Origin of the sequence: Thermococcus sp. Bubb.Bath (assembly GCF_012027595.1) — an archaeon.
Taxonomy (GTDB): Archaea; Methanobacteriota_B; Thermococci; order Thermococcales; family Thermococcaceae; genus Thermococcus.
Window position 1 is genome coordinate 90285 of record NZ_SNUR01000003.1, and the last position, 16018, is coordinate 106302.

At 51.2% G+C, this 16018-nt stretch carries 22 protein-coding genes; 16 read left to right on the forward strand and 6 right to left on the reverse strand.

The genetic code is table 11. The annotated features are described in order from the left end of the window. The first annotated feature begins 2 nt into the window (after positions 1 to 2). The 3 genes from E3E29_RS07680 to E3E29_RS07690 are packed head-to-tail and all read left to right on the forward strand — an operon-like array spanning position 3 to position 1890. Positions 3 to 776, forward strand: a complete 774-nt coding sequence (locus tag E3E29_RS07680) for an ABC transporter permease subunit (protein WP_167910407.1) — start codon at positions 3 to 5, stop codon at positions 774 to 776. Continuing rightward, positions 773 to 1216 carry a hypothetical protein gene (locus tag E3E29_RS07685; protein WP_167910408.1) on the forward strand — a complete coding sequence of 148 codons (444 nt, stop codon included), beginning with the start codon at positions 773 to 775 and terminating at the stop codon, positions 1214 to 1216. The genes E3E29_RS07680 and E3E29_RS07685 overlap by 4 nt, the downstream gene beginning before the upstream one ends. Then, positions 1213 to 1890 carry an ABC transporter ATP-binding protein gene (locus E3E29_RS07690; protein WP_167910409.1) on the forward strand — a complete coding sequence of 226 codons (678 nt, stop codon included), beginning with the start codon at positions 1213 to 1215 and terminating at the stop codon, positions 1888 to 1890. The genes E3E29_RS07685 and E3E29_RS07690 overlap by 4 nt, the downstream gene beginning before the upstream one ends. 83 nt (positions 1891 to 1973) lie before the next feature. Here E3E29_RS07690 and E3E29_RS07695 read toward each other — a convergent pair whose 3' ends face one another. The 4 genes from E3E29_RS07695 to E3E29_RS07710 form a co-directional block, all read right to left on the reverse strand. Continuing rightward, positions 1974 to 2777, reverse strand: a complete 804-nt coding sequence (locus E3E29_RS07695; RefSeq protein WP_167910410.1) for a proteasome assembly chaperone family protein — start codon at positions 2775 to 2777, stop codon at positions 1974 to 1976. Beyond that, positions 2774 to 2959: an RNA-protein complex protein Nop10 gene (locus E3E29_RS07700; RefSeq protein ID WP_167910411.1), complete on the reverse strand. Its 186-nt coding sequence runs from the start codon at positions 2957 to 2959 to the stop codon at positions 2774 to 2776. The genes E3E29_RS07695 and E3E29_RS07700 overlap by 4 nt, the downstream gene beginning before the upstream one ends. 3 nt (positions 2960 to 2962) lie before the next feature. Next, positions 2963 to 3790 carry a translation initiation factor IF-2 subunit alpha gene (locus E3E29_RS07705; RefSeq protein WP_167910412.1) on the reverse strand — a complete coding sequence of 276 codons (828 nt, stop codon included), beginning with the start codon at positions 3788 to 3790 and terminating at the stop codon, positions 2963 to 2965. Between the two features lie 100 nt (positions 3791 to 3890). Beyond that, the gene (locus tag E3E29_RS07710; RefSeq protein WP_167910413.1) at positions 3891 to 4106 is read right to left on the reverse strand and encodes a hypothetical protein; all 216 of its coding nucleotides are present in this window, start codon (positions 4104 to 4106) and stop codon (positions 3891 to 3893) included. 292 nt (positions 4107 to 4398) lie between these two features. On the opposite strand from E3E29_RS07710, the gene E3E29_RS07715 reads away from it, so the two are divergent. From E3E29_RS07715 to E3E29_RS07765, 11 genes are read left to right on the forward strand one after another with little or no spacing between them, the layout of a single operon-like run. Further along, on the forward strand, positions 4399 to 6954 hold the full coding sequence (locus E3E29_RS07715; RefSeq protein ID WP_167910333.1) for a hypothetical protein: 2556 nt from the start codon (positions 4399 to 4401) through the stop codon (positions 6952 to 6954). After that, positions 6951 to 7916: a hypothetical protein gene (locus tag E3E29_RS07720; RefSeq protein ID WP_167910414.1), complete on the forward strand. Its 966-nt coding sequence runs from the start codon at positions 6951 to 6953 to the stop codon at positions 7914 to 7916. Before E3E29_RS07715 ends, E3E29_RS07720 begins: the two co-directional genes overlap by 4 nt. Beyond that, complete coding sequence (locus tag E3E29_RS07725; RefSeq protein WP_167910334.1) at positions 7895 to 8161, forward strand: hypothetical protein; 267 nt, start codon at positions 7895 to 7897, stop codon at positions 8159 to 8161. Before E3E29_RS07720 ends, E3E29_RS07725 begins: the two co-directional genes overlap by 22 nt. After that, positions 8158 to 9087, forward strand: a complete 930-nt coding sequence (locus tag E3E29_RS07730) for a hypothetical protein (protein ID WP_167910415.1) — start codon at positions 8158 to 8160, stop codon at positions 9085 to 9087. The genes E3E29_RS07725 and E3E29_RS07730 overlap by 4 nt, the downstream gene beginning before the upstream one ends. Positions 9088 to 9114: 27 nt before the next feature. Further along, positions 9115 to 9969, forward strand: coding sequence for a hypothetical protein (locus E3E29_RS07735; protein WP_167910416.1), 855 nt, complete (start codon positions 9115 to 9117; stop codon positions 9967 to 9969). Positions 9970 to 9996: 27 nt separating this feature from the next. Continuing rightward, complete coding sequence (locus E3E29_RS07740) at positions 9997 to 10623, forward strand: ImmA/IrrE family metallo-endopeptidase (RefSeq protein WP_167910417.1); 627 nt, start codon at positions 9997 to 9999, stop codon at positions 10621 to 10623. Continuing rightward, entirely contained in the window at positions 10620 to 11555 is a 936-nt protein-coding gene (locus tag E3E29_RS07745) for a hypothetical protein (protein WP_167910418.1), read from the forward strand. The genes E3E29_RS07740 and E3E29_RS07745 overlap by 4 nt, the downstream gene beginning before the upstream one ends. A gap of 11 nt (positions 11556 to 11566) precedes the next feature. Next, a complete protein-coding gene (locus E3E29_RS07750; protein ID WP_240922817.1) occupies positions 11567 to 12475 on the forward strand; it encodes a hypothetical protein in 909 nt (302 codons plus the stop codon). A gap of 32 nt (positions 12476 to 12507) precedes the next feature. Beyond that, positions 12508 to 12702 carry a hypothetical protein gene (locus E3E29_RS07755; protein WP_167910420.1) on the forward strand — a complete coding sequence of 65 codons (195 nt, stop codon included), beginning with the start codon at positions 12508 to 12510 and terminating at the stop codon, positions 12700 to 12702. A gap of 5 nt (positions 12703 to 12707) precedes the next feature. Then, positions 12708 to 12968 (forward strand): 50S ribosomal protein L37ae, encoded by a 261-nt coding sequence (locus E3E29_RS07760; RefSeq protein ID WP_167910585.1) that lies wholly within the window; start codon positions 12708 to 12710, stop codon positions 12966 to 12968. A 24-nt stretch (positions 12969 to 12992) separates the two neighbouring features. Then, positions 12993 to 13142, forward strand: a complete 150-nt coding sequence (locus E3E29_RS07765; protein ID WP_167910586.1) for a DNA-directed RNA polymerase subunit P — start codon at positions 12993 to 12995, stop codon at positions 13140 to 13142. Between the two features lie 4 nt (positions 13143 to 13146). Here the strand turns inward: E3E29_RS07765 and sfsA are convergent, their stop codons facing one another. Next, positions 13147 to 13860: a DNA/RNA nuclease SfsA gene (gene sfsA, locus E3E29_RS07770; RefSeq protein ID WP_167910421.1), complete on the reverse strand. Its 714-nt coding sequence runs from the start codon at positions 13858 to 13860 to the stop codon at positions 13147 to 13149. A gap of 58 nt (positions 13861 to 13918) precedes the next feature. On the opposite strand from sfsA, the gene E3E29_RS07775 reads away from it, so the two are divergent. Beyond that, on the forward strand, positions 13919 to 14518 hold the full coding sequence (locus tag E3E29_RS07775; protein WP_167910422.1) for a hypothetical protein: 600 nt from the start codon (positions 13919 to 13921) through the stop codon (positions 14516 to 14518). A gap of 56 nt (positions 14519 to 14574) precedes the next feature. Beyond that, entirely contained in the window at positions 14575 to 15621 is a 1047-nt protein-coding gene (locus tag E3E29_RS07780) for a M42 family metallopeptidase (protein WP_167910423.1), read from the forward strand. On the opposite strand, the gene E3E29_RS11845 is transcribed toward E3E29_RS07780, so the two are convergent. Then, positions 15584 to 16003 (reverse strand): hypothetical protein, encoded by a 420-nt coding sequence (locus tag E3E29_RS11845; RefSeq protein WP_240922818.1) that lies wholly within the window; start codon positions 16001 to 16003, stop codon positions 15584 to 15586. The genes E3E29_RS07780 and E3E29_RS11845 overlap by 38 nt on opposite strands. Positions 16004 to 16018: the final 15 nt, after the last annotated feature.

A 16018-nucleotide genomic window follows, 5' to 3' on the forward strand; every position in this document is an offset into this window, starting at 1 on the left:
GTTTGAGGAAGCTGGCAACGCTGCTCCGCTGGGAGCTGGAGGACGGCGTAAGATTGCTGCTCTTCGCCCTCGGCGTTCCCGCCTTAACCTACCTGCTGACGGTGGCGTATCTGAAGTCCCAGTGGAGTATGACCAGCCTGACTGGAGGCCATCCAGAGGCCTACGGGAAGGACTTCATCCTCAGCAGCATAACCGCCGAGCACTTCTTCAGCTACCCCATGCTCTCCCTCGGCTTCTGGATTCTCCTGAGCCTCCTCGTGGCGGTTCTTTCCGTTCTCGCCTTCCGCTACGACAGGGAGCGCGGCTACGCCCTCACCGTCTACTCCCTCCCCTACTCCAAGGTGAGCATCTTCATAGGAAAGCTCCTCTCGGTCGTCATCCTCTCCCTCCTGGCCCTTTACATACCCCTTTTCCTCGCGGACTTCGTGCCCAACGCCGACATCGCGTCCAAGGTATGGGAAATCGTCCTGAGCTGGAGATATCTCAACCTCGTAATCTTTGCAACCTACTTCGTCCTCTTCTCGCTCTCGGTTTCCGTTCTCTTCTCAACGCTCCTGAGGGACATGTTCCTCGCGTTTATGGGAGCTTTCTTCGTTCTCGTCCTCCCGTTCTTTGCAGGGCTCAGCTGGCCGCCCTTCTCATTCCTCCCATTTATGAGCAGGGCACTCACGGGAGCCTCTCCTCTTGAGGGCTCCAACCTTCTCTGGGGGCTGGTGATTCCCGCGGTGCTTCTGTTCGCCTCTTCAATCGCCTTCACGGGGAGGGATGTCCTGTGAGGTGGAAGTTCGTTTTCATTCTCCTCCTCACCTTCCTGCTCGCTTTGGTGGGCGTTTGGGGAGCGTACCTAACCGCGAGGGGAAGTTCAGGCTTCATAGGCCCGGCAGTCCTGGCACGCACCAACTCAACGTTCAGCTACGTTCCCATCCACTCCCCCGGCTGGATGGTTCTCAACGCGACGTTCAACGGGCGGGGAAGGGTTGTCGTCCTCGACCAGTTCACCAACGCTACTGTTTTCAATTCCACGGTGAGCGGGCACCTAAACGCTCCCATCGTTCTCCCGCACGCGGGGAGCTACGCTCTCTACACCTCAGATGGCTCGATGACGTTTTCTGGCCACTACCACGGGGTTTATCCGACTCTGCCGGTTCAGAGGGTTCTGTACGGTTCCATAACGATTCTGGCCCTAATCTTAGCCGTTTGGAGGTGGAAGGCATGATAACCGCTAGAAACCTGACCAAGAGGTTCGGTAAAATCGTCGCGCTCGATGGGGTCACCGTTGAGATACCGGAGGGCACCAACCTCATCCTCGGCCCGAACGGCGGTGGAAAGAGCACCTTCTTCAAACTGGCGACCGGGGTTTACAGGCCCAGTTCCGGGAGGATAGAGCTCTTCGGGAGGGACCCCTGGAAGGATGCCCCCGCGAAGGAAAGGGTCGGCGTTGCCTACGACCCAGTTTCGTTTCCGCCCCTCGTCTCCGGGAGGGAATGGCTTGGATTCCTGGCAAGGTCGAAGGGCTTCAGCGAGGAGGAGGTGGAGAGAGTCGCTAAGTTATTTGAGCTCGACTTCCTCGATGAACTAACGAGGAACTACTCCTCTGGCATGCTGAAGAAGCTCGCCGTCGCCCAGGCCTTCATCGGCGACCCGGAGCTGGTCATGATAGACGAACCGCTGGCAAACCTCGACTTTGAGAGTATAGGGCGCTTCATAAGACTCATGAAGAAAGAGAAAGAGGGCAGGAGTTTCCTGATAATAAGCCACATCTGGGAGCCCCTCCTCCCGGTCGTCGACAGGGTCTACGTCATAGCGGGCGGAAAACTCATCCTCAGCGGGGAGACAAAAGAGGTGAAGGAAGAAGTCGAGAGACTGTTCAAGTTGAGGATAGACGCCTGACGTTCAGCTTCACTTCTACTCTTAATATCTGTGCTTAATCTCTGAAAAATGGGACTAAGATAAAAACACAGAGAAGCAGGGGCTCAGAGGTAGCCCCTGTCCTCCTCTTCCTGCGTCGACTGGGGCATTCCCTGCTCAAGCATCGCCCTCTGCATCTCCTGGACCTTCTGGAGTATCTCCTCGGTCTCCTTGGCCCTCTCGTCGAGGGCCTTCATATCAATCTCAATGCCGAGTATCTTCGCCACTGCGCTGAGAACCGCCTTGGCCGCCTTCGGGTCGACGATGTAGCCGAGGCTCTCCCAGAGGAGGCTTATGCCGTACATGGAGCGGAGCTTGCCCATGCCGAGGAGAAGGCCCGCGGCACCAACGATAGCTCCGCCCTCGTCCTCCCTCCAGGTTACCTCAACTGAGCAGCCCTCGAGCTTCTCCTTGTAGTGCTCAACGAGCTCCTCGTGGGTTACCGCCGCGAGAACCTTCGGCTCGCCCTGGAGCTCCGGCACCTGGTAGCCACCCATGGTGATTATCTCCCTCACCCCGAGTTCCTGGACGAGGTCGAGCATCTTTCCAATGACCTCGTAGTGTCCTAGGCTGTCAGTCGGCGGGACCTGCTGGTCGCCGGTGATTATGATAAGGTCCCTTCCGTTCTCGTCGGGGTTCTTCCAGTAGTAGAACTCGTTCTTCATCAGCTCAACTATCGAGCCCTTCTTGATGAGAACTTGGTGCATGAAGTGGGGTGAGTATAGTTCGGCGAACTTGACGGCTCCAAGCTCCTGAATTAGGTGGTCAGCCGCAAGCTTTCCTACCAGACCTATCCCAGGAAGGCCCTCTATGAACACCGGGTCCTTCAACTGGGGCCTCTCAAGCATGTAAACGACCGTTTCCTTCATTTTCCTGCCCCCCTGGCTATTCCCAAAAGCTCACGCTTCAGCCTGCGCCTGTACTCCCCGTAGGGGTCCTCCGGAGAGAAGCGCGGCGGGTGAGCTACCTTGGTCTCGCTCCCGCAGACAGGACAGACCTCCTTGAGCGTGTACCTGCCGCAGTTGGGGCACTTCCGTATCCTGAAGTGCATTTATCACTCACCCTTCCTCTTGACCTTCTTTATCCTCTTCTCCTTCCTGAGGAGGGTTGCCTCTCCGCCGGCTTCCTTGATGACGCGGAGTATCTCCTCCGCTATGCTCTCAAGAACCTCCTCGGCCTTGTAGTAGTCCGGGGCGGTTATGTCAATCTTGTAGCGTGGGGCACCCTGATAGGAGAACTTAACTTCAATCTCCTTCTCCTCGTTGGCCCTATCCCTCGCGCGGATTAGGGCCTCCCTGATTATCTCGACACCGTTTGGCTTGGGGACGGTTATCTCGAACTCGGCGTCAATGGTGACGCGCGGAATCTCGACATAAGACATGATTATGGGCTCAAGCGCCCCGAGCCACTCCTCACTCACGAGGTCTTTGAGGACATCGATGCCGTTCTGGGCTGCATCCTCAAAGGCGGCGTAGACCTCTCCGTACTCTTCCTCCAGCGGAACCCAGACTTCCTTCCACGCCGTCTCGAAGTCCTTTCCGAGCTTCTCAGCGGCCATCCTGAGGAGGTTCTCTGCCTTCTGGGCGCGCTTGTACTCCTGGAGTTTGGCCTTCCTCTGCTGCTGGTTGACGCGCTTGAGGCTCAGGTCGATGTGCCCCTTGCTCGGGTCAACACGGATGACCTTGGCGACTATCTTCTGGCCCTCCTTTACGAAGTCCCTGATGTTTTTGACCCACGTCGGGGCGACCTCGCTGATGTGCATGAAGCCCTCCTTACCCGGATACTCATCGAGCTTGAGAAATGCACCGTAAGGGTGAATGTTCTTGACAGTGGCGACAACGAACTCTCCCTCTTCGGGATACTCTTTGGCCTTTCTCGGCATTAAAAATCACCTCTCCAACTTTTAGAGGGTTATCACTACCCGTCCAGTCTACGAGAAAAGCCTTTTTAAGTTTGGTGGCAAAAGCGGAAAAAACGAGAGTTCATGCGGGCCTACCGCTCTGCTTTATAACCCTGAGGAGCTTTGCCTCCTCGGCCAGAACGCGGAACTTCTCCCTCTTGACTTTCTCAAGCTTTGCGCCAGCCCTGCTGCCCTGCCTGGCCATCCTAAGGAGCTTTGCTTCCTCCAGAAAAAGGTACTCCTTCTGCTTTTTAACAACACCGAGTTTCTTCCTGAGTAATTTTACACCGCTCTCCATACATCTTCACCTGAATAACCATAGGGTCTCCGGACTTTAAAAGGTTTTCGCTTAATGCCAACATCAAACTCGTCAATAGTCGAAAACATGGGGGAAGCTCAGTCCCCGAGAGAACCGGAGACCTTTTTAAGTACCCCTAATTTTATCACTTTGAGTGTTTTGGTAAGTTTTAAATAATATAGGAACATTAATTATTCTTGAGTATTCTCGGAGGATGCCACAATGAAAGAGTGGAAAAGAACCCTATCCATACTGACCCTTCTCCTCCTACTATCAAGCGTGGGGGGGAGTCATGGCCCTCAATAAACCCGAAAACCCCAAATTCATGCCAACACCAAGCCTCCCAAAACTCGTGATAACGAACATTCAAGTTCAGCCCATAACATGCGGCGGAAAAACCACGGTAAGCGTGACCCTCAACAACTACGGCGGGATCACTGGTGTGGGAACACTCAAGATATACGTCGACGGAAACCTCGCCGTCACCGTAGGAACCGAAGTCGACCCGTACACTCCAGTAACGGAGACGGTAAAGCTCTCAGTTCAATCAGGAACCCACACGTTCAAAGCAGAAGTCGAGAATCCCACGGGAAGCAGTTCAAAAACCCTCACAACTACCCTACACTCGGATTGGGACTGCGACGGCCTTCTCGACGAACAAGAAAACAGTTACGGCACGAACCCATACAACAAAGACACCGACGGGGATGGAATCATAGACTCCCAAGACATGAACCCCCTCGGAAACTACACGGTAACAGTCTACATTCTCCGGGCAAGAGCCCTAGAAGACGTTGACAGTGCAACAGTCGGACACAACGCGGCTGACATGAGCCTCAAAGTCACAGTCAACGGGCAAACAAAAACCCTCTTCCTAACCGACAACAAGGACGACAGCGACAAGAATAACAAGCCCCTCGTCAGCGGCTCCAACTTAATCGACTATCTCAATAAATATGCAATAGCAAAAGCAACCTTCGACGTTCCAGACGATAAGGAAACCGTCCCAATAACCTTCAACCTCTACGACAGAGACGATGACGGGAAGATAGACGAAATGGACGTTTCACCAGGGCCGGGATACGAGGCAAACATATACTACAACCTTAAAACCGGAACCTGGAGCGGTGATGATTACCCCGGCGATGAATGGGAGTACTACGGTTACGGACACTTAAGCGGATGCGGCGACGGCTCCTGCGGGATCGGACCAAGAAACCCGGACAAGGACGTGAAAGTATACTCCAAGTACCAGAGCATCCTCGAAAAGAACGGGATAAAAGGGGAAATCCTGAGTGTTCATTCCTCAACAAAAGCGAGTGAAGTAAGATGGGGCTCAAGGAGAAACCAGATCCTCATCGAAAACCCGAGAAAGGTGATGGTAGTCCAAATCCTGCTCCCCAATGGAACCGTTAAAAACGTTACCCTCGTGAACACTTACGGGGCGAGAACGATCAAGCTCAGCCCTATAAAGCTACCAGCAAAGCCGGACGTGGCCGAAGGAGGGCTAATGCCAGTTAATGTCTCGGCCGAGGCGTTAACCGAAGCTGGTCAAGTGAAGCTCTCCAAGACGGTTGTAACGTACTCCTCAAGCGATTACCCTGATGGCGAGATATGGTTTGTCATCGTTCCAAACGATCCTGACTTGATTCCCTTCTGGCGGGAAGTGGAGTTGAACAAGGAGCTTAAAGAGAAAGGCATATCATGGAGGTTTGACCCGAGCGATAAACTCTGGGACGATGAGTCGATGGATTACGACGGTGATGGCGTTCCCAACGCGGTCGAGCAGTTGATAGGCAAGGATCCTGCGAAGAAGGACATTCTCGGGATTAGCCTCAAGGTTTCCACGGAGTGGCCTTTGAGTGATGAGGACAAGAAGAACCTGCTTTACGGTATCAGGAAGGCCAGTGATTTTGTTTACGATTACACTGACGGGTACGCGATGATAACCAGCGTGCAAATATGGGACGATAAAAGACACTGGAAGGATGCGGACGTGAGAGTAAACAGTTCAAGCGCCAACTTTTATGATTGGGGCTCTGATAACTGGCCTCAAACAACGACTGTGGGAGGTTACTGGATACGACGAGATGCGGGCATTCCTGACAAGTTCAAAGCCAAAGTGAGTATTGAGATGCCTAGGGAATTCGCATCACCCCTGAGAAATATGGATCATCTCGGCGAGTACATACAAGAGTGTATTCTAAGTTGTCCCATCTATCAACTTGAGGCATGTGTTCTTTCCAAATTTGCAACAGACAAAGTAAAAATTGGATCTGCAGACTATGGCAGAGCTATCGCCCACGAACTAGGTCACTACGTATTTATCCTTGGAGATGAGTATATAGACTGGAAAGGCAGAAAATACTACGTCTACGATCTTTTTGATATCCATGACATGTCTAATCCTCTGGAGATGATATTCAAAAGTGATGCATGGTGGTTCTATACTAACAACGTACCTCCCCATTCCATCATGAATAATGCCCATAGATATAGTGAAGTGAGCTGGGTCACAGATTATGAAAGGTTTGAGAGCATGCTGAAAAAAAGATTCAGAGAAGGATGGATGGATCACTTGACAGACCAATGGGGAGATCCATATAATTACAAGGAATATTCGAACTCCGTCAGACATGAAGCTGCGTGGAATACCCTTTACAAAGTCTTAACTCTATGGGAAGGGATAATATGGGTAGAAGATCCTGATAGGAAGGGAATTGCAGTTGGATTCAATAAAAAGATCTCCAACAATATAGAAATCAAAATCAAAGATGTGGATAGCTACATTCCAAAAACTGGCCCGTATACCGGCGTTGGCTATTTTATGGAGGTGATCTGGGGATGAAGTACTTAGTACTGCTTTCCCTCGCCTTTATCTTTCTTTTAATCGGGGGTTGGGCCTACCACATCCACGCTGAAAACGAGAAGCTGAAAGACCCGGAATTCATCTACGAGCACTATCTCAAGCCATATGAAACAGAGAATTACACCCTCCTTGGAGTTTACTTCGAGTTAGACCAAGGTTCAATGATAGCCTCCTGGAAGCCAAAATGGGAGTTCTACCTCTATCATCCTACTGGAAAGATCGTCAAGCTCACTATAATTCCCAAAGGCATGAGCAAAGAAGAACTCAAAACAATCCTCAGCTACACGAGTTTAACAGCGCCAGTAAACCAAGTCAAAAACCTGCCAAAATACGAGGAAGGATTCAGGGAGAGAGTTTACCTGCCTGGGGAGGGAAAACTAATAGCGTACTCTCCAAGTGACTACGAAAAATTCAGGAAAGTATGCGTGAGCATGGGAAAAATCCTCGACAACGGAACCTTCAAACTGATCAGGACAGTCCACGGAGTTAATGCGGTTGGAAGCCACGAGTGGTTAACCCTTGAAAACACCAGTCCCGTGAACGGAATCATGGCTCTCACGACATCAAATGATCCGCTCTGCGAGGGCACCTGGATGGTAATTGAGCCGTACAATGAAACTCACGATCTTGTAAAGGTCATTTACCCGCACGGGAATGCAAGTGCATTGGTGAGAGCACTGGACCTGCCACTCTTTCAAGGGAATGAATACTCCAAACTTCTGAAGAAAGTTGATGAGAGCCCATGTGTTGACGTGGAAGGCACTCTAGTAAACGCTACCGGCATTTACGTTAATCCTCACGCCCAGGAGATTTTCAATCAACTGGTGCAAAAAGCACTACAGGAAAAGCAGTGCTTCAAAGTGATCCAAGTAACAGTCCTAAAGAACGGCACGGTAAGAACATGGGCAAGGGGAACAATATGGTGCGCCAGACGCCACTAAAATATCCAAGCATTGACGGTCTTACAGGAGATGATACCGGGATGAGGAAAGACCTAGTAATCCTCAGTTTTCTTCTCGTCCTCCTCCTTTCCTTTTTTGCGTACAACGCTTACACTTACCATGAGCTCTCAACGGCGGGAGGAGCGTACAAGTTAGCCGGAATTCCAGGCAGCGGAAAAATAGACGATGACAATATAGGCCCCTACACTGGAGTCGGCTACTTCATGGAGGTGGTCTGGGGATGAAACGCTTTGCACTGTTTTCTCTCGCATTGATCTTTCTTTTTATTGGGGGCTGGGCCTACCATATCCACGCTGAAAACGAGAAGCTGAAAGATCCAGAATTCATCTACCAGCATTACCTCAAACCCTATGAGGCAGAGAACTGCTCTATCTTGGGAGCACAGTTCGAGCTGAACAAAGGATCGCTCTTCTTCCCCTTGGAACCATCCTGGGACATCTACCTTTACTCCCCGAAGGGTGAGTTGATAGAACTCGCAATAAGCGCCAGAAAAACAGCCAAGAAAGAAATCTCAACACTCATAAACTATTCAACCTTAAGCCTTCCACTCGCTTCGATCAAAGAAATCCCAGTGCACAGGGAGGGAGTGATACTTAGGGCATATCTTCCAGATGGCAACAGGCTAAAGGAGTACTCGGAAGATAAGCTAAAATGTGTTAATCTAAGTGCGGCCCTTGACAACAGGACCCTCAAACTCCTTCAATCCCTACGGGGAAGGAAATGGCTCGATGTAGTGAACACGACGGTTGGCGGGGTTTTTGCCCTCACGACATCAAACAGCCCGCTCTGCCAGGGCTCCTGGATGGCCATCACTCCTTACATCCCAAGCCAGGATGAAGTGAGGGTTCTCTATCCTCACGGCAACGCCTCAGGATTTACAAAGCCTCTGGAAGCACCCACTTTCAACGGTGAGGACTACCTGCACCTATTGAAGGAACTTAGAAATCACACCAGCACGGTTACGGAGTGCGTTCTCGTCAACGCTACCGGCATTTACGTTAATCCTCACGCCCAGGAAATATTCAACAGAACCGTATCTATAGCAATAAAGGAAAAACGGTGTTTTGCCATTGACCAAGTAATAGTCCTGAAGAACGGCACGGTGAGAACGTGGGGAAGGGGGACAGTATGGTGCTTCAGACGGGACTGAAATCAACTCCATGGAGGTGGTCTGGGGATGAGGAAAACACTCCTCGCACTTTCTCTCGTCTTTTTCCTTTTACTGGCATCTTCATTAGTATTATGGGAACGACATGAAGCTACCACTTGCTTCAATACGCCTTCATGTGTTCTAAATAATGCGGGAATTAATGAGGGGATAATTCTCATGCAACACTACGGGAACGAGTGGAGGATAGCGGAGTACCAAAACGGAACCCTAACACTTCACGTCCTCAAGCTGAAGGGGAACATAATCCCAAAAGTGGAGCACCACGAAAAAAGCGTTAAAACGTACGCTGACTATTCGCCCCTCTCATTTGAAGCAAAAAGAGTTGGGAACCTCAAGGGTGTTAAAGAGGGACTATTAGTAAAGTCCAATGGCACAATAAGGATTTTTGAAGGAACTCTAAAATCTATCCCCTGTCGGGAATTCATAACCCTCTGTCCAGAGTGCAAGGCTGTCCTGGGGGATGGCTGGGAGCTCGTAAGGCTGGGACACACTAACGTCACTGGAGGATATCTTGTATTTCCATCGAAAGGCAAGTGTGCATCATCGTTCGTATTGAAAATTCTGCCTCACAATAGCACTCATGACGTTATAGAAATAGAGTATCCAATCGGCACTGTCTACGGCTATGTTCCAAGGCTTAACTTGCCCCAGATTGGGCGCACAAAACCCCTAACCAATATTTCCCGGTACTTTGAGTCAGCTTGGGGAATCCTCGTGATGAGCGGGGAAGTCGTCCTTAATCCCGATCCTTGGAACATTGTTGCTGAACTGGGAGAATGCAGAATGGTTTCCCAAATCACAATTTACAGCGATGGGAGTGTGAAAAGATATGACTATGGAAAACCATGCTGGAGAAGATAGAATTTCCTTTTGAGGGGAGGTAACGCCATGATGTCTAAGAAGTTCCTTCGACTAACCCCTCCAAGAGGGATTAGTGAAATGGACGACGTGCGCTGGGGTAGAACGCTTGCTCACGAGCTCGGACACTATGTCTTCTGGCTTGGAGACGAGTACATGGACTGGCGGGGGAACTCTTACTATTGGGACTATATAACGTGCGATGACTTTGCATGTTATCCCGAGAGGGATGTGTACTATGCAGCTCCTGACTCAGTTATGAAGAATGATTGGGTCTGGAGTGAGCTGAGCACTCCCAAAGATTATGAGGAATTTCACAAGTATTTAAACAACACGTACGGTGACTGGAAGCCCTACACTACGGATCAATGGGGGAACACTACCAGAACAAACGAAAATAGCGATGAAGTAGATCCAGGAATATGGCACTCATCAGCGTGGGAGACTGTTTACAAGATACTCACCGGCGATAACCTGAAGATAAAAGCGTGCATCCCACAAAAGGACTTTAATGTTAAGGGAAGCATCCCATGCAGTATGAAAACATTAGTTCTTGAGAACAAAATTTACTTAGATTTTACTCCAACCTCGGAATTTACTCCCAAAACAGGCCCCTACACAGGAGTCAGCTATTTCATGGAGGTGATCTGGGGGTGAGGCAATTAACATGGCTTTCCCTCACCTTAATATTCCTCTTGCTTGCGGGTGGGTTTTACTACCTCTACAGAGAGAACGAGCAACTGAAAGATCCAGGATTCATCTACGAGCACTACCTCAAAACATACGAGGGCGAAAATTACAGTTTAATCGCGGTGCAGTACACGATCAAACCGGGATTCATCCTTCAAGGGGAATACCACTGGAAGATTTACCTGTACGGAAACCACGAACTCGTTGAGCTCAGAGTAGACCCCAGAAACAGGCATGCGAAAAACTACCCTACAATCTTGGATTACTCCACGATTAGCGCGCCGATAGAGAGCTTTAGAGAACTGACTCCACCAACTGGAGAGTACTCAACGTGGATCTACGTTCCCAAGGGGAATGAACTGAGTGAATACCCCGGCGGATGCATAAAACTTGGAGAAGCTTTGGACAACGAAACTATGAAGCTAGTAAACTCAACGTTCAGAGATACTCCCATAAAATCCCCCGGAAACCTTGAACTTGTGAGGACTGCGCCTACTGAAGGGGTCTTAATATTTCAATACTACAAGGACTGCGACTGCTCGGGCACGTGGCTCATAGTTAAACCGCATAACGAAAGCCGGGATCTGGTGCAGGTAATCTATCCTTGGGGGAGAGTGGAGGGTTATTCCCCCGTATTGGAGCTAGAAGCCTTCAACGGCACTCATTACTCGAAACTCGCCAGCAAACTGGAAAACAAGTACTGTGCATTCCTCGGAGGTATCATTGTAAACTCAACTGGGATATATGTAAACCCCAACGCAGAAGAGGCGTTTGAAAAAGTAGCAAGGGGTGCTAAGAGGGACAAGAGGTGTTTTCTAATCCCCACTATCACCATCTACGCAAACGGGACTATAAGAGAAGGAGGAATAGGCACCCAGTGGTGTTTTTGGAGGTATTAGGAGGGGTTAAATTGAAAAGAAAGTTCTTCGCTGTTTCCATTCTTTTCCTTTTCCTGATCGGGTACTTGGCTTATCTTAACTCTCTCCCTCAAGCAGTTAGGGCTTATAAAATGGCGAGGATTCCAGAGAACGAGCAACTCATTGCCGTTTACCACGATACAGGCTTCTGGCAGTTTGCAACCTATGATCCAGAATCCAAAAAGCTGAAGGTTTACGCTATCAACTCAGAGAACCCAATTTTGCCATGGAGGAACGTTAAAAGCGTTGAGACACCCTTAAACTACTCCCCACTAGCACTCGACCTAAAACTCCTCAAAAAAACACCCAAAGAGACACCAGCACTCCTCTTCAACGGAAGATGGTACACAAAAGAGAACCCACCAAAATTCCCGAGAGTGGAGGATGTGAACGGGGAATTTCGGGATAAACCATTGAGGAGCCTTACTGCCTGCTGGGCTGGGAGAGAATTATGGGTCGGGAGAATACGACTCGTGGGGGGAGATGCAGTCTACGGGTCAGTCGGCCCAGGAAAGGTACTGGCCATCCCAAGTTTGGAGGAAAACCCCGGAGAAAATTTTGTATGGTACGCCGAAGTCACCGTCAACAACGAAACCTCTATGTATGATGCTCTTTATCCTGGCAATGTCAGAATCACAGGGCGCGGGAAGGCGACCGACTTAAGACCTTTCCGCTTGACAGACAAAACCGTGAGTACTGGGCTTAGAGCTCTTGAATCCATAAGAGAAGCACAAACGGCATTTATTAGTTTGGTGTACTATGAAAACCCTGACGGCTCAGGGGCTCACGCCGGCTTTATGGCCCTCACTAGATATTGGAAGGGTATATCCATGAAAACAGAACTTCCACACACATACTCCACGGTGGAGGGCACGGGCATCCCAGCAAACATAACCGGATAGTGAGGTAGTGGCCGGCCAATTGAGAGGGTTAGATGTCGAAGAAGCTCATTCTTGGAATACTTTTCCTCCTTTTTCTTTCTTTTTCCGCGTACAACACTCCCCCCATCACAACCCTTCTTGCCTTTCCCTCAAAACTCTGCAAGGGGTCCATGCAAAGGTTTATAAAACGTCCCCAGAAAAACCCTTCAGTCCCTCAGGGAGTGTTAAAGGCTAATTATCAGAGGTGATGCTCATGGGAAGGACTACTAAGGTTGGTTCCGCTGGAAGGTTCGGTCCCAGGTACGGTCTCAAGATAAGGAGAAGGGTCGCGGCCGTTGAGGCCAAAATGAAGCAGAAGCACGTTTGCCCAGTCTGCGGCAGCAAGGCTGTTAGGAGAATAAGCACCGGCATATGGCAGTGCCAGAAGTGCGGTGCAACCTTCGCCGGAGGCGCCTACCTGCCAACCACCCCGGCCGGAAAGGTCGCGAAGCGCATAGTCGCTTCGAAGGCCTGATCCTTTTCCCTTCGGGTGATGGGAATGGTGAAGGCTATTTACCGCTGTGCGAAGTGTGGAAGGGAGGTAGAGCTCGACCTCGAAACCGCGAGGGAAGTCCGCTGCCCCTACTGTGGCAGCAAGATACTCTACAAGCCGAGGCCAAAGGTGGCCAGGCGCGTTAAGGCCATCTGACTGCCTACACCTCAATTTCCAATTCTGGACTCTCCAGGGTTATCTCTCCGCTGGGCAACAGCGCAATGCTCAGTGCATGGATTTCAACCCCCACTTTCTTGGCCTCTTTTAGGAGCTTCGCTATCTCTGGATCCCCCTTCGCGTAGGGTTTGAACTTCTCAACGCCGGGCATCGCACCGATGAAGAATATCATCGCCCCCTCTCCAGCCTTTGAAAGGCCTATGAGCTCTCTTATGTGCTTCTGCCCCCTCACCGATGGGCAGTCGGGGTACATCGCGTACTCTCCCCTCTCGCCACTCCTAAGGACGGCGCTCTTCATCTCGGCGTAGATTTCACCGCTGGGACACTCGAAGAGATAATCCAGACGGGATTTTCCAACGGTTATTTCCTTCCTCTTTATGGAACAATCCTTTAGCCAGGGAACCAAACCGAGCCCAACGGCCCTTTCAAAGGCCCTTGCCTGCGTTCTCGTGTCTATTATTGCTCCCTTTCCACCGGGCTCCTCAAAGGCCACCAAAACGAAGTCCGTCTTTCCGCCGCCCTTAGACGTGCAGAAGGCTCTTCTGCCCTTAACCATGAACTCCTCCAGCCGGCCGGTGTTGGTGATTAGGGCTTTCCTGGTTTCGCCGTTTACCTCGACAAGGGCGACGAAGCGGTTGAGTCTTTCGATGAAGGTGCACGGAACGATGTTAAGGGTTAGCAGCACTGGTTCCGTCATGGTAAAACTACACCGAAAGACGTTTTTAACTTTGGGGGCAATTCCCCGTGGTGATAGAATGATACCGGAGGAGTTCATCAAATATGCCTTCGAGGAGAGGGTGGCTGGAATAAGAAAACTGGCCGAGGGGAAGTTTGACCCCTCCGTTCTGCTCGGCTTCACGAGGCACAACCCGGCGATAATAACCTGCGGAGGGGCCGGGCCGAACGGGTCGATCAAGGGGATAGGCTTCATTCACAAGGAGGGATACCTGAAAGAAACCCTCCAGAAGCTCAGGGATGAGCTTAAGAGGCCCTACACCCCCAGGGAAGCCCTCAGCTTTCTCCTCAACGAGATCTACGTGAGGGAGAAGGTTGACTTCACCAAGCTGGTGTCCCTCGAACTTGCCAAAAAGCACACGTGGACGAACGTCACGGGAGGAAGCAGAGAAGCGACTGTGCTCTTCTTCACTCCTCCGAGCACTTCCTATGAGGTTCGGTGTGAGGTTGAAGTTCATGAGGATGATGAAGTCTGGGAGTACACCAACGCCGTCCACGACACGTTCCACAGACCGGAGAAGCCAAGGGACTGGAGCAGGACGCCGGCCTATCTCTTCAAAATCAGGGAGATCTACGACAACGGAGAGAGGGCGATGGGGGTGAGGATTTACCCCACCTAAAACCTTAAATATCTCCGCAGGAACATTAAGACGAGAATCTAAAGGAGGCGAAAGCCATGGTTGATTTTGAACTCCTGAAAAAAATCATAGAATCCCCAGGAGTCTCCGGTTTTGAGAACTACGGTGTCAGGGACGCCGTAATTGAGGCTTTCAAGCCCTACGTCGATGAGATAAGGGTTGACAAGCTGGGCAACGTTATAGCCCACAAGAAGGGGAAGGGCCCGAAGGTCATGCTCGCGGCCCATATGGACCAGATCGGTCTCATGGTCACCCACATTGAGAAGAACGGCTTCCTCCGTGTTGCCCCCGTTGGCGGCGTTGACCCGAGGACCCTCATAGCCCAGCGCTTCAAGGTGTGGGTCGGCCCAGGGAAATTCGTCTACGGTGTCGGCGGAAGCGTTCCCCCACACATTCAGAAGCCTGAGGAGAGGAACAAGGCCCCGACCTGGGACCAGGTCTTCATAGACATCGGCGCCGAGAGCAAGGAAGAAGCCGAGGAGATGGGCGCTAAGATAGGCACCGTCATCACCTGGGACGGAAGACTTGAGAGGCTTGGAAAGCACCGCCTGATAAGCCTTGCTCACGACGACAGGATAGCGGTTTACATTCTCGTTGAGGCCGCCAGGCAGCTGACCGAGACCGACGCCGACGTCTACTTCGTGGGCACGGTTCAGGAGGAGGTCGGCCTCAGGGGCGCGAGGGTTTCAGCATTTGGCATCGACCCGGACTACGGCTTCGCCCTTGATGTTACCATCGCTGCCGACGTTCCAGGAACGCCGGAGCACAAGCAGATAACCCAGCTTGGAAAGGGAGTTGCGATAAAGATTATGGACCGCTCCGTTATCTGCCACCCGACCATCGTCCGCTGGATGGAGGAGCTGGCGAAGAAGAACGAGATTCCCTACCAGTGGGACATCCTGACCGGCGGAGGAACGGACGCTGGAGTCATTCACCTCAACAAGGAGGGCGTCCCGAGCGGCGGCATAAGTATCCCGGCGCGCTACATCCACTCCAACACGGAAGTTGTTGACGAGCGCGATGTCGACGCTGCGGTCAAGCTGACCGTCAAGGTTCTTGAGGAGATTCCGAACCTGAAGCTCTGAGCTCCTCTCCTTCTCTGCTTTCTCCGCTTTCTTTGTCGTCTCCGTTTATATCTATGTTTGTTTCTCTTTCTTCGGCTTCAGAATTGGCCTCAGAAACCCCAGTAGAGGAAATCCCGGGGGAAATCTCACCTGGGGATTTACTTCCAGCTGGCTTGAGGAGTTTGTATGATTCGTAGGCGAAGAAAGCGAGACCTGAGATTATCCCCGCCAAGAGAGAAGGGGTCTTGGAGGGGAGGGTCATCCCTCTGTGCCAGTGGTATAAGAGGTAGTTCTGATATGCAAAGAGATAGACGAACCAGCCGATGAGGAGGGCCTCGATCGCGTATTCCACCAGTTTGCCCCAGTCAATGTCCTCAATGCTCCACTCACTCATTTTTACCATCGTAGCTGGATTGGG